This window comes from Streptomyces sp. MMCC 100 (assembly GCF_041538145.2).
In the GTDB taxonomy this organism is placed as follows: Bacteria; Actinomycetota; Actinomycetes; order Streptomycetales; family Streptomycetaceae; genus Streptomyces.
The window spans coordinates 5,202,491-5,220,936 of record NZ_JBGORK020000001.1 but is presented as its reverse complement, the minus strand read 5'-3'; the positions used below and the strand labels follow the sequence as shown (position 1 = coordinate 5,220,936).

At 71.9% G+C, this 18,446-nt stretch carries 14 protein-coding genes; all 14 read left to right on the top strand.

The features are described from left to right. Window positions 1-18: 18 nt before the first annotated feature. The 14 genes from ABS735_RS24300 to ABS735_RS24235 all read left to right on the top strand — a co-directional run bounded on the left by ABS735_RS24300 (window position 19) and on the right by ABS735_RS24235 (window position 18,438). Window positions 19-1,365, top strand: a complete 1,347-nt coding sequence (locus tag ABS735_RS24300; RefSeq protein ID WP_373900445.1) for an OFA family MFS transporter — start codon at window positions 19-21, stop codon at window positions 1,363-1,365. Further along, the gene (locus tag ABS735_RS24295; RefSeq protein WP_373900446.1) at window positions 1,334-1,486 is read left to right on the top strand and encodes an MFS transporter small subunit; all 153 of its coding nucleotides are present in this window, start codon (window positions 1,334-1,336) and stop codon (window positions 1,484-1,486) included. Before ABS735_RS24300 ends, ABS735_RS24295 begins: the two co-directional genes overlap by 32 nt. A gap of 161 nt (window positions 1,487-1,647) precedes the next feature. Continuing rightward, a complete protein-coding gene (locus ABS735_RS24290) occupies window positions 1,648-2,598 on the top strand; it encodes a beta-ketoacyl-ACP synthase III (protein ID WP_373900447.1) in 951 nt (316 codons plus the stop codon). Between the two features lie 149 nt (window positions 2,599-2,747). Then, window positions 2,748-3,425, top strand: coding sequence for a GntR family transcriptional regulator (locus ABS735_RS24285; RefSeq protein WP_373900448.1), 678 nt, complete (start codon window positions 2,748-2,750; stop codon window positions 3,423-3,425). Between the two features lie 263 nt (window positions 3,426-3,688). Continuing rightward, entirely contained in the window at window positions 3,689-4,870 is a 1,182-nt protein-coding gene (locus ABS735_RS24280) for an ROK family transcriptional regulator (RefSeq protein ID WP_373900449.1), read from the top strand. A 152-nt stretch (window positions 4,871-5,022) separates the two neighbouring features. After that, entirely contained in the window at window positions 5,023-6,540 is a 1,518-nt protein-coding gene (locus tag ABS735_RS24275) for a sugar ABC transporter ATP-binding protein (RefSeq protein WP_373900450.1), read from the top strand. Continuing rightward, complete coding sequence (locus ABS735_RS24270; protein ID WP_373900451.1) at window positions 6,537-7,556, top strand: ABC transporter permease; 1,020 nt, start codon at window positions 6,537-6,539, stop codon at window positions 7,554-7,556. Before ABS735_RS24275 ends, ABS735_RS24270 begins: the two co-directional genes overlap by 4 nt. A gap of 17 nt (window positions 7,557-7,573) precedes the next feature. Next, a complete protein-coding gene (locus ABS735_RS24265) occupies window positions 7,574-8,620 on the top strand; it encodes a substrate-binding domain-containing protein (protein ID WP_373900452.1) in 1,047 nt (348 codons plus the stop codon). A gap of 88 nt (window positions 8,621-8,708) precedes the next feature. Then, a complete protein-coding gene (locus ABS735_RS24260; protein ID WP_373900453.1) occupies window positions 8,709-9,989 on the top strand; it encodes a Gfo/Idh/MocA family protein in 1,281 nt (426 codons plus the stop codon). Window positions 9,990-10,005: 16 nt separating this feature from the next. Continuing rightward, window positions 10,006-11,004 (top strand): sugar phosphate isomerase/epimerase family protein, encoded by a 999-nt coding sequence (locus tag ABS735_RS24255; RefSeq protein ID WP_164417681.1) that lies wholly within the window; start codon window positions 10,006-10,008, stop codon window positions 11,002-11,004. Between the two features lie 266 nt (window positions 11,005-11,270). Next, window positions 11,271-14,987 carry a ThuA domain-containing protein gene (locus ABS735_RS24250; protein WP_373900454.1) on the top strand — a complete coding sequence of 1,239 codons (3,717 nt, stop codon included), beginning with the start codon at window positions 11,271-11,273 and terminating at the stop codon, window positions 14,985-14,987. Between the two features lie 174 nt (window positions 14,988-15,161). Beyond that, window positions 15,162-16,379, top strand: a complete 1,218-nt coding sequence (locus tag ABS735_RS24245; RefSeq protein ID WP_373900455.1) for an inositol-3-phosphate synthase — start codon at window positions 15,162-15,164, stop codon at window positions 16,377-16,379. Then, window positions 16,376-17,446 carry an SCO3242 family prenyltransferase gene (locus ABS735_RS24240; protein WP_373900456.1) on the top strand — a complete coding sequence of 357 codons (1,071 nt, stop codon included), beginning with the start codon at window positions 16,376-16,378 and terminating at the stop codon, window positions 17,444-17,446. Before ABS735_RS24245 ends, ABS735_RS24240 begins: the two co-directional genes overlap by 4 nt. Next, a complete protein-coding gene (locus ABS735_RS24235) occupies window positions 17,443-18,438 on the top strand; it encodes a sugar phosphate isomerase/epimerase family protein (protein ID WP_373900457.1) in 996 nt (331 codons plus the stop codon). The genes ABS735_RS24240 and ABS735_RS24235 overlap by 4 nt, the downstream gene beginning before the upstream one ends. Window positions 18,439-18,446 lie beyond the last annotated feature (8 nt).

Genomic DNA, 18,446 nt, shown 5'->3' with positions numbered 1-18,446 from the left:
GCCTACGGTTGGGGACCCATGAGTCCCCCCGTCGCACCGCCGGGCTGGAGCCGCTGGCTCGTCCCCCCGGCCGCTCTCTCGGTCCACCTATCCATCGGGCAGGCCTATGCCTGGTCCGTGTTCAAACCGCCCCTGGAGTCCGCGCTCGGCCTGAGCGGCACGCAGAGCGCGCTGCCCTTCCAGCTCGGCATCGTCATGCTCGGTCTGTCGGCAGCGTTCGGCGGCACGCTCGTGGAACGGCACGGGCCGCGCTGGGCGATGACCGTCGCCCTGGTCTGCTTCTCGTCCGGCTTCCTGCTCTCCGCGCTGGGCGCGGCGGTGGAGCAGTACTGGCTGATCGTCCTCGGCTACGGCTTCGTCGGCGGGATCGGTCTCGGCATCGGCTACATCTCGCCCGTGTCGACGCTGATCAAGTGGTTCCCGGACCGGCCGGGCATGGCCACCGGCATCGCCATCATGGGCTTCGGCGGCGGTGCGCTCATCGCCTCGCCCTGGTCGGCGCAGATGCTGAAGTCCTTCGGCACCGACAGCTCCGGGATCGCCCTCGCCTTCCTCGTCCACGGACTGACGTACGCCGTCTTCATGCTCCTCGGCGTGCTGCTGGTACGGGTGCCGCGGCCCAAGGAACGGGCGGACGGCCGGCCCGCTCCGCTCGAAGGCGTCCAGGTCTCGGCGCGTTCGGCCATGCGCACCCCGCAGTTCTGGCTGCTGTGGATCGTGCTCTGCATGAACGTCACGGCCGGCATCGGCATCCTGGAGAAGGCCGCGCCGATGATCCGGGACTTCTTCGCCGACACCGCCACACCGGTGTCGGCCACCGCGGCGGCCGGTTTCGTGGCGCTGCTGTCGGCGGCCAACATGGCGGGCCGGATCGGCTGGTCCTCCACCTCCGACCTGATCGGACGCAAGAACATCTACCGCGTCTACCTGGGCGTCGGTGCGCTCATGTACGCCCTGATCGCGCTGTTCGGCGACTCCTCCAAGCCGCTGTTCGTCCTGTGCGCCCTGGTCGTCCTGTCCTTCTACGGCGGCGGCTTCTCCACCGCCCCCGCCTACCTCAAGGACCTCTTCGGCACCTACCAGGTCGGCGCGATCCACGGACGGCTGCTCACCGCCTGGTCGCTGGCCGGCGTCCTCGGACCGCTGATCGTGAACTGGATCGCCGACCACCAGGAGGAGGCCGGACGGCACGGCTCGGCGCTGTACGGCACGTCCTTCCTCATCATGATCGGGCTGCTGGTCGTCGGCTTCGTCGCCAACGAACTCGTCCGGCCCGTCCACGCCCGGCACCACGAACCCGCCACCGCCACCCCCGCGCAGAAGGAGGGCAACGATGTCACCCGACAGCAGCCAGAGTCCGCCTGACGCGGCCGGCCTGCCCGACCGGCGGCCGCTGATCGCCTTCACCTGGCTCTGGGTGGGCGCACCGCTCGTCTACGGGCTGTACGAACTCGTCCGGAAGGCGACCCAGCTCTTCACCGGATGAGGCCGGTGGCGAGAGGGCAGGGACGGCCGGGGGCGGCGGTGGATGCTGACCGAAGCCGACAAGCCGGGCGCCGGTTTCCTGTCGTATCACCTGCCGTCGTACCCGTCGGTCACTGATCACACTGGTGGATCCCGTACCCCGAGGCAGCGAGGACTCCACCCATGCACCACGGCTCCCGGATCACCGCCGTCGGCCACTACCAGCCCGCCCGGGTCCTCACCAACGAGGACCTGGCGGGCATGGTCGACACCAGCGACGAGTGGATCAGGAGCCGGGTGGGCATCAGTACGCGCCGGATCGCCGGACCCGACGAGCCGGTCGACGAGCTGGCCGGCCACGCCGCCGCGAAGGCGCTCGCGGCGGCCGGGCTGACCCCGGCCGACGTGGACCTGGTGGTGGTCGCCACCTCCACCGCGATCGACCGCTCCCCGAACACCGCCGCCCGCGTCGCGGCCCGCCTCGGCGTCCCCGGACCCGCCGCGCTGGACCTCAACGTCGTGTGCGCGGGCTTCACCCACGCCCTGGCCACCGCCGACCACGCCGTACGGGCGGGGTCCTCCAGCCGCGCGCTGGTCATCGGCGCGGACAAGATGTCCGAGGTCGCCGACTGGACCGACCGCACCACCTGCGTGCTGGTCGGCGACGGGGCCGGGGCCGCCGTCGTCGAGGCCTGCGCACCGGGCGAGGAGGCCGGGATCGGGCCCGTGCTGTGGGGGTCGGTACCCGAGATGGGCAACGCGGTCCGCATCGAGGGAACGCCGCCGAGGTTCACGCAGGAGGGACAGAGCGTCTACCGCTGGGCGACCACCCGGCTGCCCGCCATCGCGCGCCAGGCCTGCGAGCGGTCCGGTCTCGCGCCCGCCGACCTCGCCGCGGTCGTCCTGCACCAGGCCAACCTGCGCATCATCGAACCCCTCGCCGCGAAGATCGGTGCCGTCAACGCCGTGGTCGCCCGCGACGTCGTCGAGTCCGGCAACACCTCCGCTGCGAGCATCCCGCTGGCCCTGTCCAAGCTGGTCGAGCGGGGCGAGGTGACCACCGGCGATCCGGTGCTGCTCTTCGGCTTCGGCGGCAACCTCTCCTACGCCGGACAGGTCGTCCGCTGCCCCTGAACGCCCCGCCCCACCCGGCGGTGTGACGTGGCCTACACACCAGGGCTCAAGCTTCCGGTGCGCCGTAGACTGTAGACGAAAGACAATCGATACTGCGCGTACCGAATGCTGCGCGCACTGGTTGTGTGCCGGCCGTCGAGGGGGGACCGATGTTGTCCGCAGGACTGCCGCAGGGCGCGGTGCCCAAGCTGGAGCGTCCCGGCCCGTTGCGGGACCGTGTCTACGAGGCGCTGCTCGAACTCATCACCACGCGGGCCCTCCGGCCGGGCCAGCACCTCGTCGAGAGCGAACTCGCCGGTCACCTCGGGGTGTCGAGGCAGCCGGTGCGCGAAGCGCTGCAGCGGCTCAACACCGAGGGCTGGGTCGATCTGCGGCCCGCGCAGGGTGCTTTCGTGCACGAGCCGACGGAGGAGGAGGCGGACCAGCTCCTGACGGTCCGTACGCTGCTGGAGGCCGAGGCGGCGCGGCTCGCCGCGGCCAACGCCTCCAGTGCCGGCATCGCCGAGCTGGAAGAGCTGTGCGAGGAGGGGGAGCGGGCCGTCGCCGCCGAGGACGTGGACGCCACCGTCGCCTACAACGCCCGCTTCCACGGCAAGGTGATGGAGCTCGCGGGCAACGCGGTCCTCGCCGAACTGGCCGCGCAGGTCGACCGCCGGGTCCGCTGGTACTACACCCCGGTCGCCCGGCAGCGCGGCCGGCAGTCCTGGATCGAGCACCGCAAGCTGATCGCCGCGATCACCGACCGGGACGAGCAGTCGGCGACCCGGCTGATGCGCGAACACACGGAGCACACCCGGCGCTCGTACCATGCGCGCGGAGAATCGTAAGGTCAGAGCCCGATCAGAGCCCGCTGAGGGCTGGTTCACAGGCCGCCCGGCACGTTGGCCGGGCGGCCTCGTCGTGCCCGGGGGCGTCCGACGCCGCTCCCTTCTTTGTCCACTCAGTGGAGAAAGTTCGCAGCAATTCATGCGTGACTTCTTCCCACACCCGGCGCCCACTGCTACGTTCCCTCCGAAAGCAAGCCACTGGACGAGGCCGGAAGACCGGCACATTCACAGCCGATTGAGGCGGGGAGGGGCTCGTGAGACGCATGACCGCGCGACCCGCGAACGCCCACCAAGCGCGACTGCTCCAGCTGTTGCGCGACGGCGGGCCCAACTCCCGTGCCCAGCTCGGTGACCAGGTCGACCTCTCCAGGTCGAAACTGGCCGTCGAGGTGGACCGGCTGCTGGAGACCGGTCTCGTCGTGGCCGACGGGCTCGCCGCCTCGCGCGGCGGGCGCCGCAGCCACAACGTCCGCCTCAACCCCGAACTGCGCTTCCTCGGCGTCGACATCGGCGCGACCTCGGTCGACGTCGCCGTCACCAACGCCGAGCTGGAGATCCTCGGGCACATCAACCAGCCCATGGACGTGCGCGAGGGTCCGGTCGCGGTCTTCGAGCAGGTGCTGTCGATGGCCGCCAAGCTGCGGGCCTCGGGGCTCGCGGAGGGCTTCGACGGCGCCGGCATCGGCGTCCCGGGGCCGGTCCGCTTCCCCGAGGGCGTGCCGGTGGCTCCGCCGATCATGCCGGGCTGGGACGGTTTCCCCGTACGGGAGGCGCTCAGCCAGGAACTCGGCTGTCCCGTCATGGTCGACAACGACGTGAACCTGATGGCGCTGGGGGAGCAGCACGCGGGCGTCGCCCGCACCCAGCACGACTTCCTCGTCGTCAAGATCGGTACCGGCATCGGCTGCGGCATCGTCGTCGGCGGTGACGTCTACCGCGGGACCACGGGCAGCGCGGGCGACATCGGGCACATCCAGGCCGTGCCCGACGGACGCCAGTGCGCCTGCGGCAACCGGGGCTGCCTGGAGGCCCACTTCAGCGGCGCGGCCCTGGCCCGCGACGCCACGGAGGCCGCCCAGCAGGGCCGGTCGGCCGAGCTCGCGAACCGGCTGGAGACGAACGGGGGCCTCAGCGCCGCCGACGTCGCCGCCGCGGCCGCCGCGGGCGACGCCACCGCACTGGACCTGATCAGGGAGGGCGGCCGCAGCACCGGCCAGGTCATCGCCGGCCTGGTCAGCTTCTTCAACCCGGGCCTGGTGGTGATCGGCGGCGGGGTGACCGGCCTCGGCCACAACCTGCTCGCCGCGATCCGCACCCAGGTCTACCGCCAGTCGCTGCCTCTCGCGACCGGCAACCTGCCCATCGTCCTGGGGGAGTTGGGACCCACCGCCGGCGTCATCGGCGCGGCCCGGCTGATCAGCGACCACCTGTTCTCGCCCGCGTAGACACCGTTCGCTTCCTCAAGCTCCACGGCTCCACGGCTCCGTCCAGTACAGCGCTCTACCCCGGTATGCCCTGTTCTGTCCATCTCTGTTCTGCCCAGCCCTGCTCTGCTCTGCCCTGACACCGGCCCGCAAGCCCGCCGAGGGGACCTCACATGGCACCAGAACCACCGCTGCTCAGCATGTCCGGCATCACCAAGTCGTTCCCCGGAGTCCGGGCCCTCGACGGCGTCGACCTCGACGTCCAGGCCGGTGAGGTGCACTGCCTCCTCGGCCAGAACGGCGCCGGGAAGTCCACCCTCATCAAGGTGCTGGCCGGCGCCCACCAGCCCGACACCGGCACCATCCGCTGGCGCGGCGAGGACGTCACCCTGCGCTCGCCCATCGCGGCGATGCGCCTGGGCATCGCGACCATCTACCAGGAACTCGACCTGGTCGAGCACCTGTCGGTCGCCGAGAACGTCCACCTCGGCCACGAACCGACCGCCGCCGGCTTCGTCGTACGGGGAAGGGCCGCCAAGGCGTCGACGGCCGCGCTCCTCAAGCGGCTCGGGCACCCCGAGGTCGACCCGGGGCGGCTGGTCGGTGACCTGTCGGCGGCGCAGCAGCAGATCGTGTCCATGGCGCGGGCGCTCTCGCACGACGTACGGCTGATCGTGATGGACGAGCCGTCCGCCGCGCTCGACCCGGACGAGGTCGACAACCTCTTCCGCATCGTCGCCGACCTCACCGCCGAGGGTGTCGCCGTCGTCTACATCTCGCACCGTCTGGAGGAGATCCGCCGCATCGGCGACCGGGTCACCGTCCTCAAGGACGGCCGGGCCGTCGCCGGCGGGCTGCCCGCCGAGTCGACGCCGACCCGCGAGGTGGTGGCGCTGATGACGGGACGCAACGTCGAGTACGTCTTCCCGGAGCGGCCGGCCGCCCCGCCCGCGGCTGAACCGGTGCTGAAGGTCGAAGGGCTGTCCCGGGAAGGCGAGTTCGCGCCGCTCGACCTCGAAGTGCGACCCGGCGAAATCGTCGGCCTCGCGGGACTGGTCGGCTCCGGCCGCTCCGAGATCCTGGAGACGGTCTACGGCGCACGCAAGGCGAACACCGGCAAGGTACTCGTCGGCGGGCAACCGCTCAGGCCCGGCAGCGTGCGCGCCGCGGTACGCGCCGGACTCGGGCTCGCCCCCGAGGAACGCAAGGCACAGGCCCTGCTGATGCTGGAGTCCGTCACCCGCAACGTGTCGGTCTCCGCCATGTCCCGCTTCTCACGCGGGGGCTGGATCGACCGCGGCGCCGAACTCGGCGCGGCCCGCAAGGCCACCCGCGAGCTGTCGCTGCGGCCCGACAACCCCGCCGTGCCCGTGCGCACGCTCTCCGGCGGCAACCAGCAGAAGGCGGTGCTCGCCCGCTGGCTGCTGCGCGGCTGCCGGGTCCTGCTGCTCGACGAACCCACCCGCGGCGTCGATGTCGGCGCCCGCGCCGAGCTGTACGCCGTCATCCGGCGCCTCGCCGACGAGGGCCTCGCCGTGCTGCTGGTCTCCAGCGAGGTGCCCGAGGTGCTGGGCCTCGCCGACCGCGTACTGGTGCTGCGCGAGGGCCGCGTCGTGCACGAGGCCCCCGCCCGCGACCTCGACGAACACCGTGTACTCGACCTCGTGATGGAAGGAAGCCCGGCGTCATGACGCAGCACGTGTCCCCGCCACGGGGCGGCACCGACAAGGCGGCACCGGTGGAGGGGCCGCCCGCCTGGCGGGTCCGGTTGGGCCGCGCCGACGTCCGCACCCTCACCCTGCTCGGCGTGCTCGCCGTGCTGGTCCTCATCGGCGGCATCACCCAGCCCGACGCGTTCCTCGACACCCGCAACCTCCAGCTGGTACTCACCCAGGCGTCCGTGATCGGCGTCGTCACCGTCGGCATGACCTTCGTCATCGTCTCCGGCGGCATCGACCTGTCCGTCGGCGCCATCGTCGCCCTCGCCTCCGTGTGGGCGACCACGGTCGCCACCCAGGAGTACGGGTTCGTCGGCATCCTCTTCACCGCGGTCGTGGTGGGAGTGGGCTGCGGCCTGGTCAACGGGGTGCTCGTCGCCTTCGGCCAGATGGTGCCGTTCATCGCCACCCTCGCCATGCTGGCCTCGGCGCGCGGCCTCGCACTGCAGATCACCGACGGCCGCACCCAGGTCGTCACGGTCCCGGGCGTCCTCCGCCTCGCCGAGCGCGACTGGTACGTGCTCGGCATACCGCCGCTGGTCATGGTCTTCGCGGCCGTCACCGTCGTCGGCTGGCTGGTGCTCAACCGGACCACCTTCGGCCGGCGCACCGTCGCCGTCGGCGGCAACGCCGAGGCCGCCCGGCTGGCCGGCATCGACGTCCGCCGCCAGCGCCTCTACCTCTACCTGCTGTCCGGGCTGTGCTGCGGCATCGCCGCCTTCCTGCTGGTGGCCCTCGCCGGCTCCGGCCAGAACACCAACGGCAACCTCTACGAACTCGACGCCATCGCCGCCGCGATCATCGGCGGCACCCTGCTGACCGGCGGCCGGGGCCACATCCTCGGCTCCGTGCTCGGCGTCCTGATCTTCACCACCATCACCAACATCTTCGCCCTGAACAACCTGCAGACCGACGTGCAGCAGATCGCCAAGGGCGCGATCATCGTCGCCGCCGTGCTGGTCCAGCGCCGTACCGCAAGCACGCATTGAGGAAAGGGTTCACCGTCATGACGAAGCTCACGAGTCGCAGAGGGCTGCTCTTCGGGGCCGCCGCCGTGTCCGCCGGTGCCGTCCTCACGGGGTGCACCAGCAACGACCCCGACAACGGCGACGACAAGGCCGCCGCGGACACGCAGCCGGCCGCCGACGACAAGCCCGGCAAGCCGATCACCATCGGCTACGCCGGTCCGCAGGCCGACCACGGCTGGCTCAACGCCATCAACGACAACGCCAAGAAGCGCGCGGAGAAGTACTCGGAAGTCACCCTCGAGGTCACCGAGGGCTCCAACGACACCGCGCAGCAGATCGGCCAGATCGAGACCCTCATCAACAAGAAGGTCGACGTCCTGGTGGTGCTGCCCGCCGACGGCAAGGCGCTCACCCAGGTCGGCCTCAAGGCGATGCGGGCCGGCATCCCGGTCATCAACCTCGACCGGATCTTCAACAGCCCCCAGGCGTACCGCTGCTGGGTCGGCGGCGACAACTACGGCATGGGTCTCAACGCCGCCCACTACATCGGCGAGAAGCTCAAGGACAAGCCGGACGCACGGGTCATAGAGCTGGCCGGCATCGACAACCTGGAACTGACCCAGCAGCGCACCCAGGGCTTCGACGACGGCCTGAAGAACTACCCGAACATCAAGAAGGTGGCCCGCCAGGCCGCCGAGTTCACCGTCGAGTCCGGCCAAGCCAAGATGTCCCAACTGCTCCAGGCCCAGTCGGACTTCGACGCCCTGTGGAACCACGACGACGACCAGGGCGTGGGCGCCCTGCGCGCCATCGAGCAGGCCGGACGCGACGACTTCCTGATGGTCGGCGGCGCGGGCGCGCTCTCCGCCTTCCAGGCCATCAAGGCGGACAGCGGCGTTCTGAAGGCCACGGTGCTGTACCCGCCGACGATGGCCGCCTCCGCGATCGACCTGGCCCGCGCCCTCGGCCAGGGCAAGGGCATCGGCGGCCTCGCCGAGTTCGAGATCCCCTCGACCGTCACCTGCTACTCGGCCGTCGTCGACAAGGAGAACGTCGACCAGTACATGCCCACGGGCTTCAAGTGAGGGTTGCCGCCCCGGCAGCGGCCCGACCAGCCGGGGGCCGGGGCGGGGCCCACCCCCACCGCGCCACCACGACGAGGAGGACATCCGCATGGGACAGCCGCAGCAGCCCGAGGGGGCCGGCGCCGAGGAGGCAGCCGCCGGGACCGATACCGGGACCGACGCCCGGGACGGGGCGGCGACGGGGGCGTCCGCGACCAGACCACCCCTGCGCGTCGGCATGGTCGGCTACGCCTTCATGGGTGCCGCCCACTCCCAGGGCTGGCGCACCGCGGGCCGCGTCTTCGACCTGCCGCTGAACCCGGTGCTGGCCGCGATCTGCGGGCGGGACGCCGACGCCGTCCGACTGGCGGCCGACCGGCACGGCTGGGCGAGCACCGAGACCGACTGGCGGACCCTGGTCGAACGGGACGACATCGACCTCGTCGACATCTGCACCCCCGGCGACAGCCACGCCGAGATCGCCCTGGCCGCGCTCGCCGCCGGCAAACACGTCCTGTGCGAGAAGCCGCTGGCCAACACCGTCGAGGAGGCTCAGGCGATGACCCTCGCCGCTGAAGAAGCGGGCACGCGGGGACAGTTGGCGATGGTCGGGTTCAACTACCGGCGGGTGCCGGCCACCGCGCTGGCCCGGCGGATGGTCGCCGAGGGCCGCGTCGGCCGGCTGCGGCACCTGCGGGTGACGTACCTCCAGGACTGGCTGGTGGACCCGAAGGCCCCGCTCACCTGGCGGCTGCGCAAGGAGCTGGCCGGGTCGGGGGCGCTCGGCGACCTGGGCGCGCACATCGTCGACCTCGCGCAGTACCTGTCGGGGGAGCGGATCGCGGGCGTCTCCGCCCTCACCGAGACCTTCGTACGGGAACGCCCGCTGCCCGCCGGCGCCCCCCGGGGCCTGTCCGCGGGCTCGGCGGACGGCGTGACGGGCCAGGTGACGGTGGACGACGCCGCCGTGTTCACGGGCCGCCTCACCTCCGGCGCCCTGGTCTCCTTCGAGGCCACCCGGTACGCGACCGGCCGCAAGAACGCCCTGCGCATCGAGCTCAACGGGGAGCGCGGCTCGCTCGCCTTCGACCTGGAACGGCTCAACGAGCTGGAGTACCACGACGGCACGGAACCGGGGGAGCACGCGGGCTTCCGCCGCATCCTCGTCACCGAACCCGAACACCCCTACCTGGACGCCTGGTGGCCGCCGGGCCACGGGCTCGGCTACGAGCACACCTTCGTGCACCAGGCGCGCGACCTCGTCCACGCCGTCGCCGAGGGCCGCGGGCCAGAGCCCTCCTTCGCCGACGGGCTGCAGGTGCAGCGCGTGCTCGCGGCCGTGGAGGAGAGCGCCGAGAAGAACTCCGTCTACACCCCGATCGCCCCCTGAGGAGGCCGGCAGCGACATGCCACGCAACTTCACGCTCTTCACCGGACAGTGGGCGGACCTGCCGCTGGAGGAGGTCTGCCGCCTCGCCCGCGACTTCGGCTACGACGGTCTGGAACTCGCCTGCTGGGGCGACCACTTCGAGGTCGACAAGGCCCTCGCCGACCCGTCCTACGTGGACTCCCGGCACCAGCTGCTCGACAAGTACGGCCTCAAGTGCTGGGCGATCTCCAACCACCTGGTCGGGCAGGCGGTCTGCGACGCCATCATCGACGAGCGCCACGAGGCCATCCTGCCCGCCCGGATCTGGGGCGACGGCGACGCGGAGGGCGTGCGGCAGCGCGCCGCGGCCGAGATCAAGGACACCGCACGGGCCGCCGCCCGCTTCGGCGTCGACACCGTCATCGGCTTCACCGGCTCGGCGATCTGGCACCTGGTCGCCATGTTCCCGCCCGCCCCCGAGTCGATGATCGAGCGGGGCTACCAGGACTTCGCCGACCGCTGGAACCCGATCCTCGACGTCTTCGACGCCGAGGGCGTGCGGTTCGCGCACGAGGTGCACCCCAGCGAGATCGCCTACGACTACTGGACCACGCAGCGCGCGCTGGAGGCGGTCGGCCACCGGCCGGCCTTCGGCCTCAACTTCGACCCCTCGCACTTCGTGTGGCAGGACCTCGACCCCGTCGGCTTCCTGTGGGACTTCCGCGACCGCATCTACCACGTCGACTGCAAGGAGGCCCGCAAGCGCCTCGACGGCCGCAACGGGCGGCTCGGCTCCCACCTGCCGTGGGGCGACCCGCGGCGCGGCTGGGACTTCGTGTCGGCCGGGCACGGCGACGTCCCCTGGGAGGACGTCTTCCGCATGCTGCGCTCCATCGACTACCAGGGACCCGTCTCCGTCGAGTGGGAGGACGCCGGTATGGACCGGCTGCAGGGCGCACCGGAGGCCCTCACCCGGCTGAAGGCATTCGACTTCGAGCCGCCCAGCGCGTCCTTCGACGCCGCCTTCAACAGCTGATCCGCACGCTCGACCGCAGGTCAGAACCGGGGACCGGCCAAGACGCCGGTGCCCGGTCCGGGCTGCCCGAATCCCGCTTTGTCCTGAGTTGGGAAAAAGTTCAACCAGTCGCGGTCCAAGGGGTGTTCGCCCCGGAAGAACGCGGTTACCGTCCCTGAAGTGTTCAGGACACTCACACCTCCGGGGTGACGGCGCACCCCGGCGCCCCGTATCGCACGTCTTCGCACCCATCCCGTACGGCCCACCCCCGTTCCCGGAGGGACTTCGTGCACAGAACCAGACTCAAAGGCACCACGACCGCGAGGCGCCCCAGGCTTCGCACCACCCTCGCCCTGTTCACCGGCCTGCTGCTGGCCGTGGGCACCCCGGCGACCGTCGCCGGCGCCCACCCCGGACACCCCGAGCACGACGAGACGGCAGCCGCCGCCGAGGGGCAGTTCCAGCAGGTACCGCTCGCCAAGGGCGAGCCCGAGATGGGCGAGCCGATGTCGCTCGCCGTTCTCCCGGACCGCAGCGTCCTGCACACCGCCCGCGACGGCACACTGCGCCTGACCGACCAGGGCGGCGTCACCAAGGTCGCCGGCAAGATCCCCGTCTACAACCACGACGAGGAGGGCCTGCAGGGCGTCGGCATCGACCCGGACTTCGAGAGCAACCGGGCGATCTACCTCTACTACGCCCCGCCGCTCGACACCCCCGCGGGCGACGCCCCGGAGAACGGCACCGCCGAGGACTTCAAGAAGTTCGACGGCGTCAACCGCCTCTCCCGCTTCGTCCTGAACGCCAACGGCACGCTGGACATGGCCAGCGAGAAGAAGGTCATCGAGGTCGCGACCTCCCGCGGCACCTGCTGCCACGTCGGCGGCGACATCGCCTTCGACGCCGAGGGCAACCTCTACCTCTCCACCGGCGACGACTCCAACCCGTTCGCCTCCGACGGCTACTCGCCGATCGACGAGCGCCCCGACCGCAACCCGGCCTTCGACGCCCGCCGCAGCTCCGGCAACACCAATGACCTGCGCGGCAAGATCCTGCGCATCAAGGTCGCCGAGGACGGCTCGTACACCATCCCGGAGGGCAACCTCTTCGAGCCCGGCACCGAGAAGACCCGGCCCGAGATCTACGCGATGGGCTTCCGCAACCCGTTCCGGATCAGCGTCGACAAGAAGACCGGCACGGTCTACGTCGGTGACTACGGCCCCGACGCCGGCGCCGCCGACCCGAAGCGCGGTCCGGCCGGGCAGGTCGAGTTCGCCAAGGTCACCAAGGCCGCCAACTTCGGCTGGCCCTTTTGCACCGGCGACAACGACCCGTACGTCGACTACGACTTCGCCACCGGCACCTCCGGCGAGACCTTCGACTGCGCCGCGCCGAAGAACACCTCGCCGCACAACACCGGTCTCACCGACCTGCCGCCCGCGCAGGCCGCGTGGATCCCGTACGACGACGACTCCGTGCCCGAGTTCGGCAGCGGCTCCGAGTCCCCGATGGGCGGCCCGGTCTACCGCTACGACCCCGACCTCGACTCCAAGGTGAAGTTCCCCGAGGAGTACGACGGGGACTTCTTCGCCGGTGAGTTCGGCCGCCGGTGGATCAAGCGGATCGAGCAGAACGACGACGGCACGGTCGCGAAGATCAACGACTTCCCGTGGACCGGCACCCAGATCATGGACATGGAGTTCGGCCCCGACGGCGCGCTCTACGTCCTGGACTACGGCCTGTCCTGGTTCCAGGGCGACAAGGACTCCGCCCTGTACCGGATCGAGAACGCCGCGGACGGCTTCTCCCCGATCGCCGAGGTGAGCGCCGACAAGACCTCCGGCGCGGCCGGCCTGAAGGTGGCCTTCACCGCCACCGCCAAGGACGCCGACTCCCCGGACCTCACCTACGGCTGGGACTTCGGCGACGGCACCAAGGGCGAGGGACTCAATCCCACCCACAAGTACAAGAAGGTCGGCACCTACACCGCGACCTTCACCGCCAAGGACCCCGAGGGCAACACCGGCAACGCCAGCGTCCGGATCGTGGTCGGCAACACCGAGCCCACGGTGACCATCGAGACCCCCGGCAACGGCACCCTGCTCCCCATGGGCGAGCCCATCCCGTTCAAGGTGAAGGTCACCGACCCCGAGGAGACGATCGACTGCTCCAAGGTCAAGGTCGCCTACAGCCTCGGCCACGACTCCCACGCCCACGAGCTGACCAGCGAGATGGGCTGTGAGGGCACCCTCAACCCGCCGCCGGGCGACGGCGGCCACGACCCCAACGCCAACATCTACGGCGTCGTCGGCGCCAGCTACACCGACGGCGGGGCCAACGGCCAGGAGGCCCTGACCGGCACCGCCCGCACCGTGATCCAGCCGCCGCACCGCCAGGCCGAGCACTTCACCACCCAGTCGGGCGTGAACACCTTCGACAAGGCCGAGGCCAACGGCGGCAAGACCGTCGGCGACATCAACGACGGCGACTGGATCTCCTTCAGCCCCTACAAGTTCGACGGGCAGAAGAAGATGACCGTACGGGCCTCCTCGGGCGGCGCCGGCGGCTACCTCGAGCTGCGCACCGGCTCGCCCACCGGTCCGCTGCACGGCTCGGCGTACATCCCGCCGACCGGCAGCTGGGAGACGTTCCAGAACGTCGACGTCCCGCTGCGGGCCCTGCCCAAGAAGACCACCGAGATCTACCTGGTCTTCAGGGGCGGCGAGGGCGCGCTGTACGACGTGGACGACTTCGAGTTCTCCACGGAGCCGTTCAAGGCCGGCAAGAAGGTCCTGGTCTTCTCCAAGACCGCCGGCTTCCGCCACGACTCCATCCCGGCGGGCATCGCCGCCCTGAAGGAGCTGGGCGCCCCGGCCGGCATCTCGGTCACCGCGACCGAGGAGGCCGGACAGTTCACCACCGCCAACCTCGCCAAGTACGACGCGGTGGCCTTCCTGTCCACCACCGGTGACGTCCTGAGCGCCGACCAGCAGAAGGCGTTCGAGAACTACGTCAAGAACGGCGGCGGCTACATGGGCATCCACGCCGCCGCCGACACCGAGTACGACTGGGAGTTCTACGGCGGCCTCGTCGGCGCCTACTTCGACTCGCACCCGGCCATCCAGAAGGCCACCGTCCGCGTCGAGGACCACGACCACCCGGCCACCGCGCACCTGGACGACGCCTGGGAGCGCACCGACGAGCTGTACAACTACCGCACCAACCCGCGCGAGCAGGCCAAGGTCCTCGCCACCCTCGACGAGACGACCTACTCCGGCGGCACCATGAAGGGCGACCACCCGATCGCCTGGTGCCAGAACTACGGCGGCGGCCGCTCCTTCTACACCGGCCTCGGCCACACCAAGGAGTCCTACGCGGACGAAGCCTTCCGCGGCCACCTGCTCGGCGGCATGCAGTACGCCACCGGCCAGGTCAAGGCCGACTGCAAGCCGAACAAGGGCTACCGGGACATCTTCAACGGCCAGACCCTGGAAGGCTGGAAGCAGGCCGGCCCCGGCAAGTTCAACGTCAAGGACGGCACCCTGGAGTCCGAGGGCGGCATGGGCCTGCTCTGGTACCAGGCCAAGGAGCTGAAGTCGTACTCCCTCAAGCTCGACTGGAAGATGCAGGGCGACGACAACTCCGGTGTCTTCGTGGGCTTCCCGGCCTCCGACGACCCCTGGTCCGCCGTGAACAAGGGCTACGAGATCCAGATCGACGCCACGGACGCCGTGGACCGCACCACGGGTGCGATCTACACCTTCAAGGCGGCGAACATCAAGGCCCGTGACCAGGTTCTGCGGCCGCCCGGCCAGTGGAACTCCTACGAGATCAAGGTCCAGGGCGAACGCCTCCAGGTGTTCCTCAACGGAGTCAAGATCAACGACTTCACCAACAAGGACCCCGAGCGGAGCCTGACCGACGGCTACATCGGCCTCCAGAACCACAGCGCCGACGACCAGGTCTCCTTCCGCAACATCCAGCTCAAGGAACTGCCCTCCTAGGGCGAACCGCCTCCGAGGGGTGACCTCTCCCAGGGGCGCCTTGCTCCTCGGGGGCAACCGGAACGGCGGCGGGCGGAGGACGCCGGACCTCCGCCCGCCGTCACCTCGCACGGATCACCCCCCGGCCGTACCACCGCTCGTGTGTGTTCGACGCGCTCGACAAGGAGGCTGCCCATGTCCGCGTCCCCCTCTGCTTCCTCCCGTGGCTCCCGTACCGGTGTCTGGCTGATCGGAGCCCGCGGCTCCGTCGCCACCACGGTGGTGGCGGGCTGCGCCGCCGTGACCGCGGGGCTGCACCCCCCGACCGGCATGGTCACCGAGACCCCCGACTTCGCCGACACGGGACTCCCCGCGCTCCCGTCCCTCGTCTTCGGCGGTCACGACACCATGGACTGCCCCCTGCCCAAGCGGGCGGAGGCCCTGGCCGCCGGGGGCGTGCTGCCGCACGGGCTGCCCTCGGCCGTGAGCGCGGAACTGGCCGCGGCCGACCGCGAGATCCGCCCCGGAGGCCCGCTGCCGGGCGACACCCGTGACGAGGAGGAGCTGATCGCCGCGTTCGCCGCGGACATCACCGACTTCGCGCGACGCTGCGGAGCGGAGCGGACGGTCGTCCTGAACGTGGCCTCCACCGAGCCCGCGCCCACCGGCGGCGCTCTTCCCGCCAGCTCGCTGTACGCGGCCGCCGCCCTGCGCGCCGGCTGCCCGTACGTCAACTTCACCCCGTCGACCGGTCTGCACCACCCGGCGCTCGCCGCACCGGCCGAGGCGAGCGGCCTGCCGTACGCGGGCCGCGACGGCAAGACCGGTCAGACCCTGCTGCGCTCGGTGCTGGGCCCGATGTTCGCGCAGCGTGCCCTCGCGGTGCGCGCCTGGTCCGGCACCAACCTCCTGGGCGGTGGCGACGGCGCCGCCCTCGCCGACCCGGCGGCCGCCGCCGCCAAGAACGCCGGCAAGGAACGCGTACTCGCCGACACCCTCGGCGCCCCCGTCGAGGGCGAGGTCCACATCGACGACGTGCCCGCGCTCGGCGACTGGAAGACCGCCTGGGACCACATCGCCTTCGACGGCTTCCTCGGCGCCCGCATGATCCTCCAGACCACCTGGCAGGGCTGCGACTCCTCCCTCGCCGCGCCGCTCGTCCTCGACCTGGCCCGCCTGGTCGCCCGCGCCCACCAGAAGGGGCTGTCCGGCCCGCTGGGCGAACTGGGCTTCTTCTTCAAGGACCCGGTGGGGGACGGCCCGTCGTCCCTGGCCGAGCAGTACGAGGAGCTGAAACGCTTCGCCGGACGACTGCGGGACGACCGGGACCGCGTCCCCGCCGACGGGGAGGGCGGGGACGCCGGGCCCGTCCGGCCCGTCGGCCGGGCCGACGAGTGCGGGGCAGGGCGATGAGCCGCACCGTCGCCACGGCGCTCGACACCGCCGGGTCGTCGCGGGCGTCGACGGGTGCATGGGGGGCGCCAGAAGCAGCCTCAGGGACCACCGGACCGACGCCTCCGGCTGCCGAGCCACCCGCTCGCTCTTCCCGCTTCGGCGCATGGGCCGAACTGCTGCGTCTGCCCGCCCTGTTCACCGTCCCCGGCGACGCCCTGGCCGGCGCGGCGGCGGCCGGCGCACGCCCCGGACCCCGCACGCTGCTCGCCATCGGCTCCTCCCTGTGTCTGTACGAGGCCGGCATGGCCCTCAACGACTGGGCCGACCGCGCGGAGGACGCCGCGGAACGCCCGCACCGCCCTCTCCCGTCCGGCCGCATCCGCCCTGCCGCCGCGCTGACGGCCGCCGGGGCCCTCACCGGCGCCGGGCTGGCGCTGGCGGCCGGTGCGGGACGTCCCGCCTTCGCGGTCGCGGCGCCGCTGGCGGCCACCGTCTGGGCCTACGACCTCGCCCTGAAGCACACGCCGGCCGGTCCCGCGGCCATGGCGGCGGCCCGCGGACTGGACCTGCTCCTGGGCGCGGCCGCCACCGGCGGCGGCACCCGGGCCGCGCTGCCCTCCGCCGCGCTGCTCGGCAGCCACACCCTCGCGGTCACGGCCGTCTCCCGGCGGGAGACGACCGGCGGTTCCGTCCTGGCTCCGCTGGCCGCCCTCGCGACGACGGGGGCCCTGACCGGCCTGGTCGCCCGCCGCCGCACCCGACTCCCGGCAGGCCGGCGGGCAGCAGCCGCCCCCGGCCTGTCGGGCTCCACCCCGGCACCAGGCGCCTCCGACGCCCTCACGGTCGGGCTGAGCGCCTGCTACGCCGCGACTGCCGCCCGCCCCTACTTCCACGCCGCGCTCAACCCCTCACCCCCGCTCACCCAACGCGCCGTGGGCGGCGGCATCCGGGCCACGATCCCGCTCCAGGCCGCGCTCGCCGCCCGCTCGGGTGCCGGCGCCACGTCCCTCCTGGTCGCGGCCCTCGCCCCGGCCGGACGGTGGTTCGCCAGGAGGGCCGCCATGAGGAAGGTGAGGATCACATGAGCCGGAACCCGAACGACGGACCGACGCAGGGGACGGAGCGAGAGCCGGTGCAGGTGGCGCACCCCGGACCGAACCCGGGACTGAACGAGGCCGGGGCCGCCGCGCCCCCGCTCCGCTTCGGCTACGGCACCAACGGCCTCGCCGACCTCCGTCTCGACGACGCCCTCGCCCTCCTCGCCGACCTGGGATACGACGGCGTGGGCCTGACCCTCGACCACATGCACCTCGACCCGCTCGCCGACGACCTCGCCGCCCGCACCCGCCGGGTCGCCGCGCGGCTGGACGCGCTCGGTCTGGGCGTCACCGTGGAGACGGGCGCCCGCTACGTCCTCGACCCGCGCCGCAAGCACGGCCCCTCCCTGCTCGACCCGGACCCGGAGGACCGCGCCCGCCGTGCCGGCCTCCTGGTGCGCGCCGTCGCCGTCGCCGCCGACCTCGGTGCCCACGCCGTGCACTGCTTCAGCGGCGTCACCCCGGCGGGCACGGACGAGGACACGGCGTGGAAACGGCTGGCCGAGTCCCTCGCCCCGGTCCTGGACGCCGCCGCCACCGCGGGCGTCCCCCTCGCCGTGGAACCCGAACCCGGACACCTCCTCTCCACCCTCGCCGACTTCCACACCCTGCGCCGTACCCTCGGCGACCCCGAACCCCTCGGCCTCACCCTGGACATCGGCCACTGCCAGTGCCTCGAACCGCTCCCTCCCGCCGACTGTGTACGCGCCGCCGCCCCCTGGCTGCGCCACGTACAGATCGAGGACATGCGCCGCGGCGTCCACGAACACCTCCCCTTCGGTGACGGCGAGATCGACTTCCCTCCCGTCCTCGAGGCCCTCGCCGCCACCGGCTACCAGGGCCTGACCGTCGTCGAACTGCCCCGCCACTCCCACGCGGGCCCCCACTTCGCCGAACGCTCCCTCCCGTTCCTGCGCCGCGCCGCACCGGCGTCGCCACCCCGCACCAACCGCTCGGGCGAGCCCTCCGCCACCCACTGAAGGGAGCC

Excerpts from the sequence above, each read along its gene's own strand:
- ABS735_RS24265 (WP_373900452.1), top strand. The coding sequence starts at position 7,574 with ATGACGAAGCTCACGAGTCGCAGAGGGCTGCTCTTCGGGGCCGCCGCC.
- ABS735_RS24235 (WP_373900457.1), top strand. The coding sequence starts at position 17,443 with ATGAGCCGGAACCCGAACGACGGACCGACGCAGGGGACGGAGCGAGAG.
- ABS735_RS24245 (WP_373900455.1), top strand. The coding sequence starts at position 15,162 with ATGTCCGCGTCCCCCTCTGCTTCCTCCCGTGGCTCCCGTACCGGTGTC.
- ABS735_RS24240 (WP_373900456.1), top strand. The coding sequence starts at position 16,376 with ATGAGCCGCACCGTCGCCACGGCGCTCGACACCGCCGGGTCGTCGCGG.
- ABS735_RS24255 (WP_164417681.1), top strand. The coding sequence starts at position 10,006 with ATGCCACGCAACTTCACGCTCTTCACCGGACAGTGGGCGGACCTGCCG.
- ABS735_RS24295 (WP_373900446.1), top strand. The coding sequence starts at position 1,334 with ATGTCACCCGACAGCAGCCAGAGTCCGCCTGACGCGGCCGGCCTGCCC.
- ABS735_RS24275 (WP_373900450.1), top strand. The coding sequence starts at position 5,023 with ATGGCACCAGAACCACCGCTGCTCAGCATGTCCGGCATCACCAAGTCG.
- ABS735_RS24260 (WP_373900453.1), top strand. The coding sequence starts at position 8,709 with ATGGGACAGCCGCAGCAGCCCGAGGGGGCCGGCGCCGAGGAGGCAGCC.
- ABS735_RS24270 (WP_373900451.1), top strand. The coding sequence starts at position 6,537 with ATGACGCAGCACGTGTCCCCGCCACGGGGCGGCACCGACAAGGCGGCA.
- ABS735_RS24300 (WP_373900445.1), top strand. The coding sequence starts at position 19 with ATGAGTCCCCCCGTCGCACCGCCGGGCTGGAGCCGCTGGCTCGTCCCC.
- ABS735_RS24280 (WP_373900449.1), top strand. The coding sequence starts at position 3,689 with ATGACCGCGCGACCCGCGAACGCCCACCAAGCGCGACTGCTCCAGCTG.
- ABS735_RS24290 (WP_373900447.1), top strand. The coding sequence starts at position 1,648 with ATGCACCACGGCTCCCGGATCACCGCCGTCGGCCACTACCAGCCCGCC.
- ABS735_RS24285 (WP_373900448.1), top strand. The coding sequence starts at position 2,748 with ATGTTGTCCGCAGGACTGCCGCAGGGCGCGGTGCCCAAGCTGGAGCGT.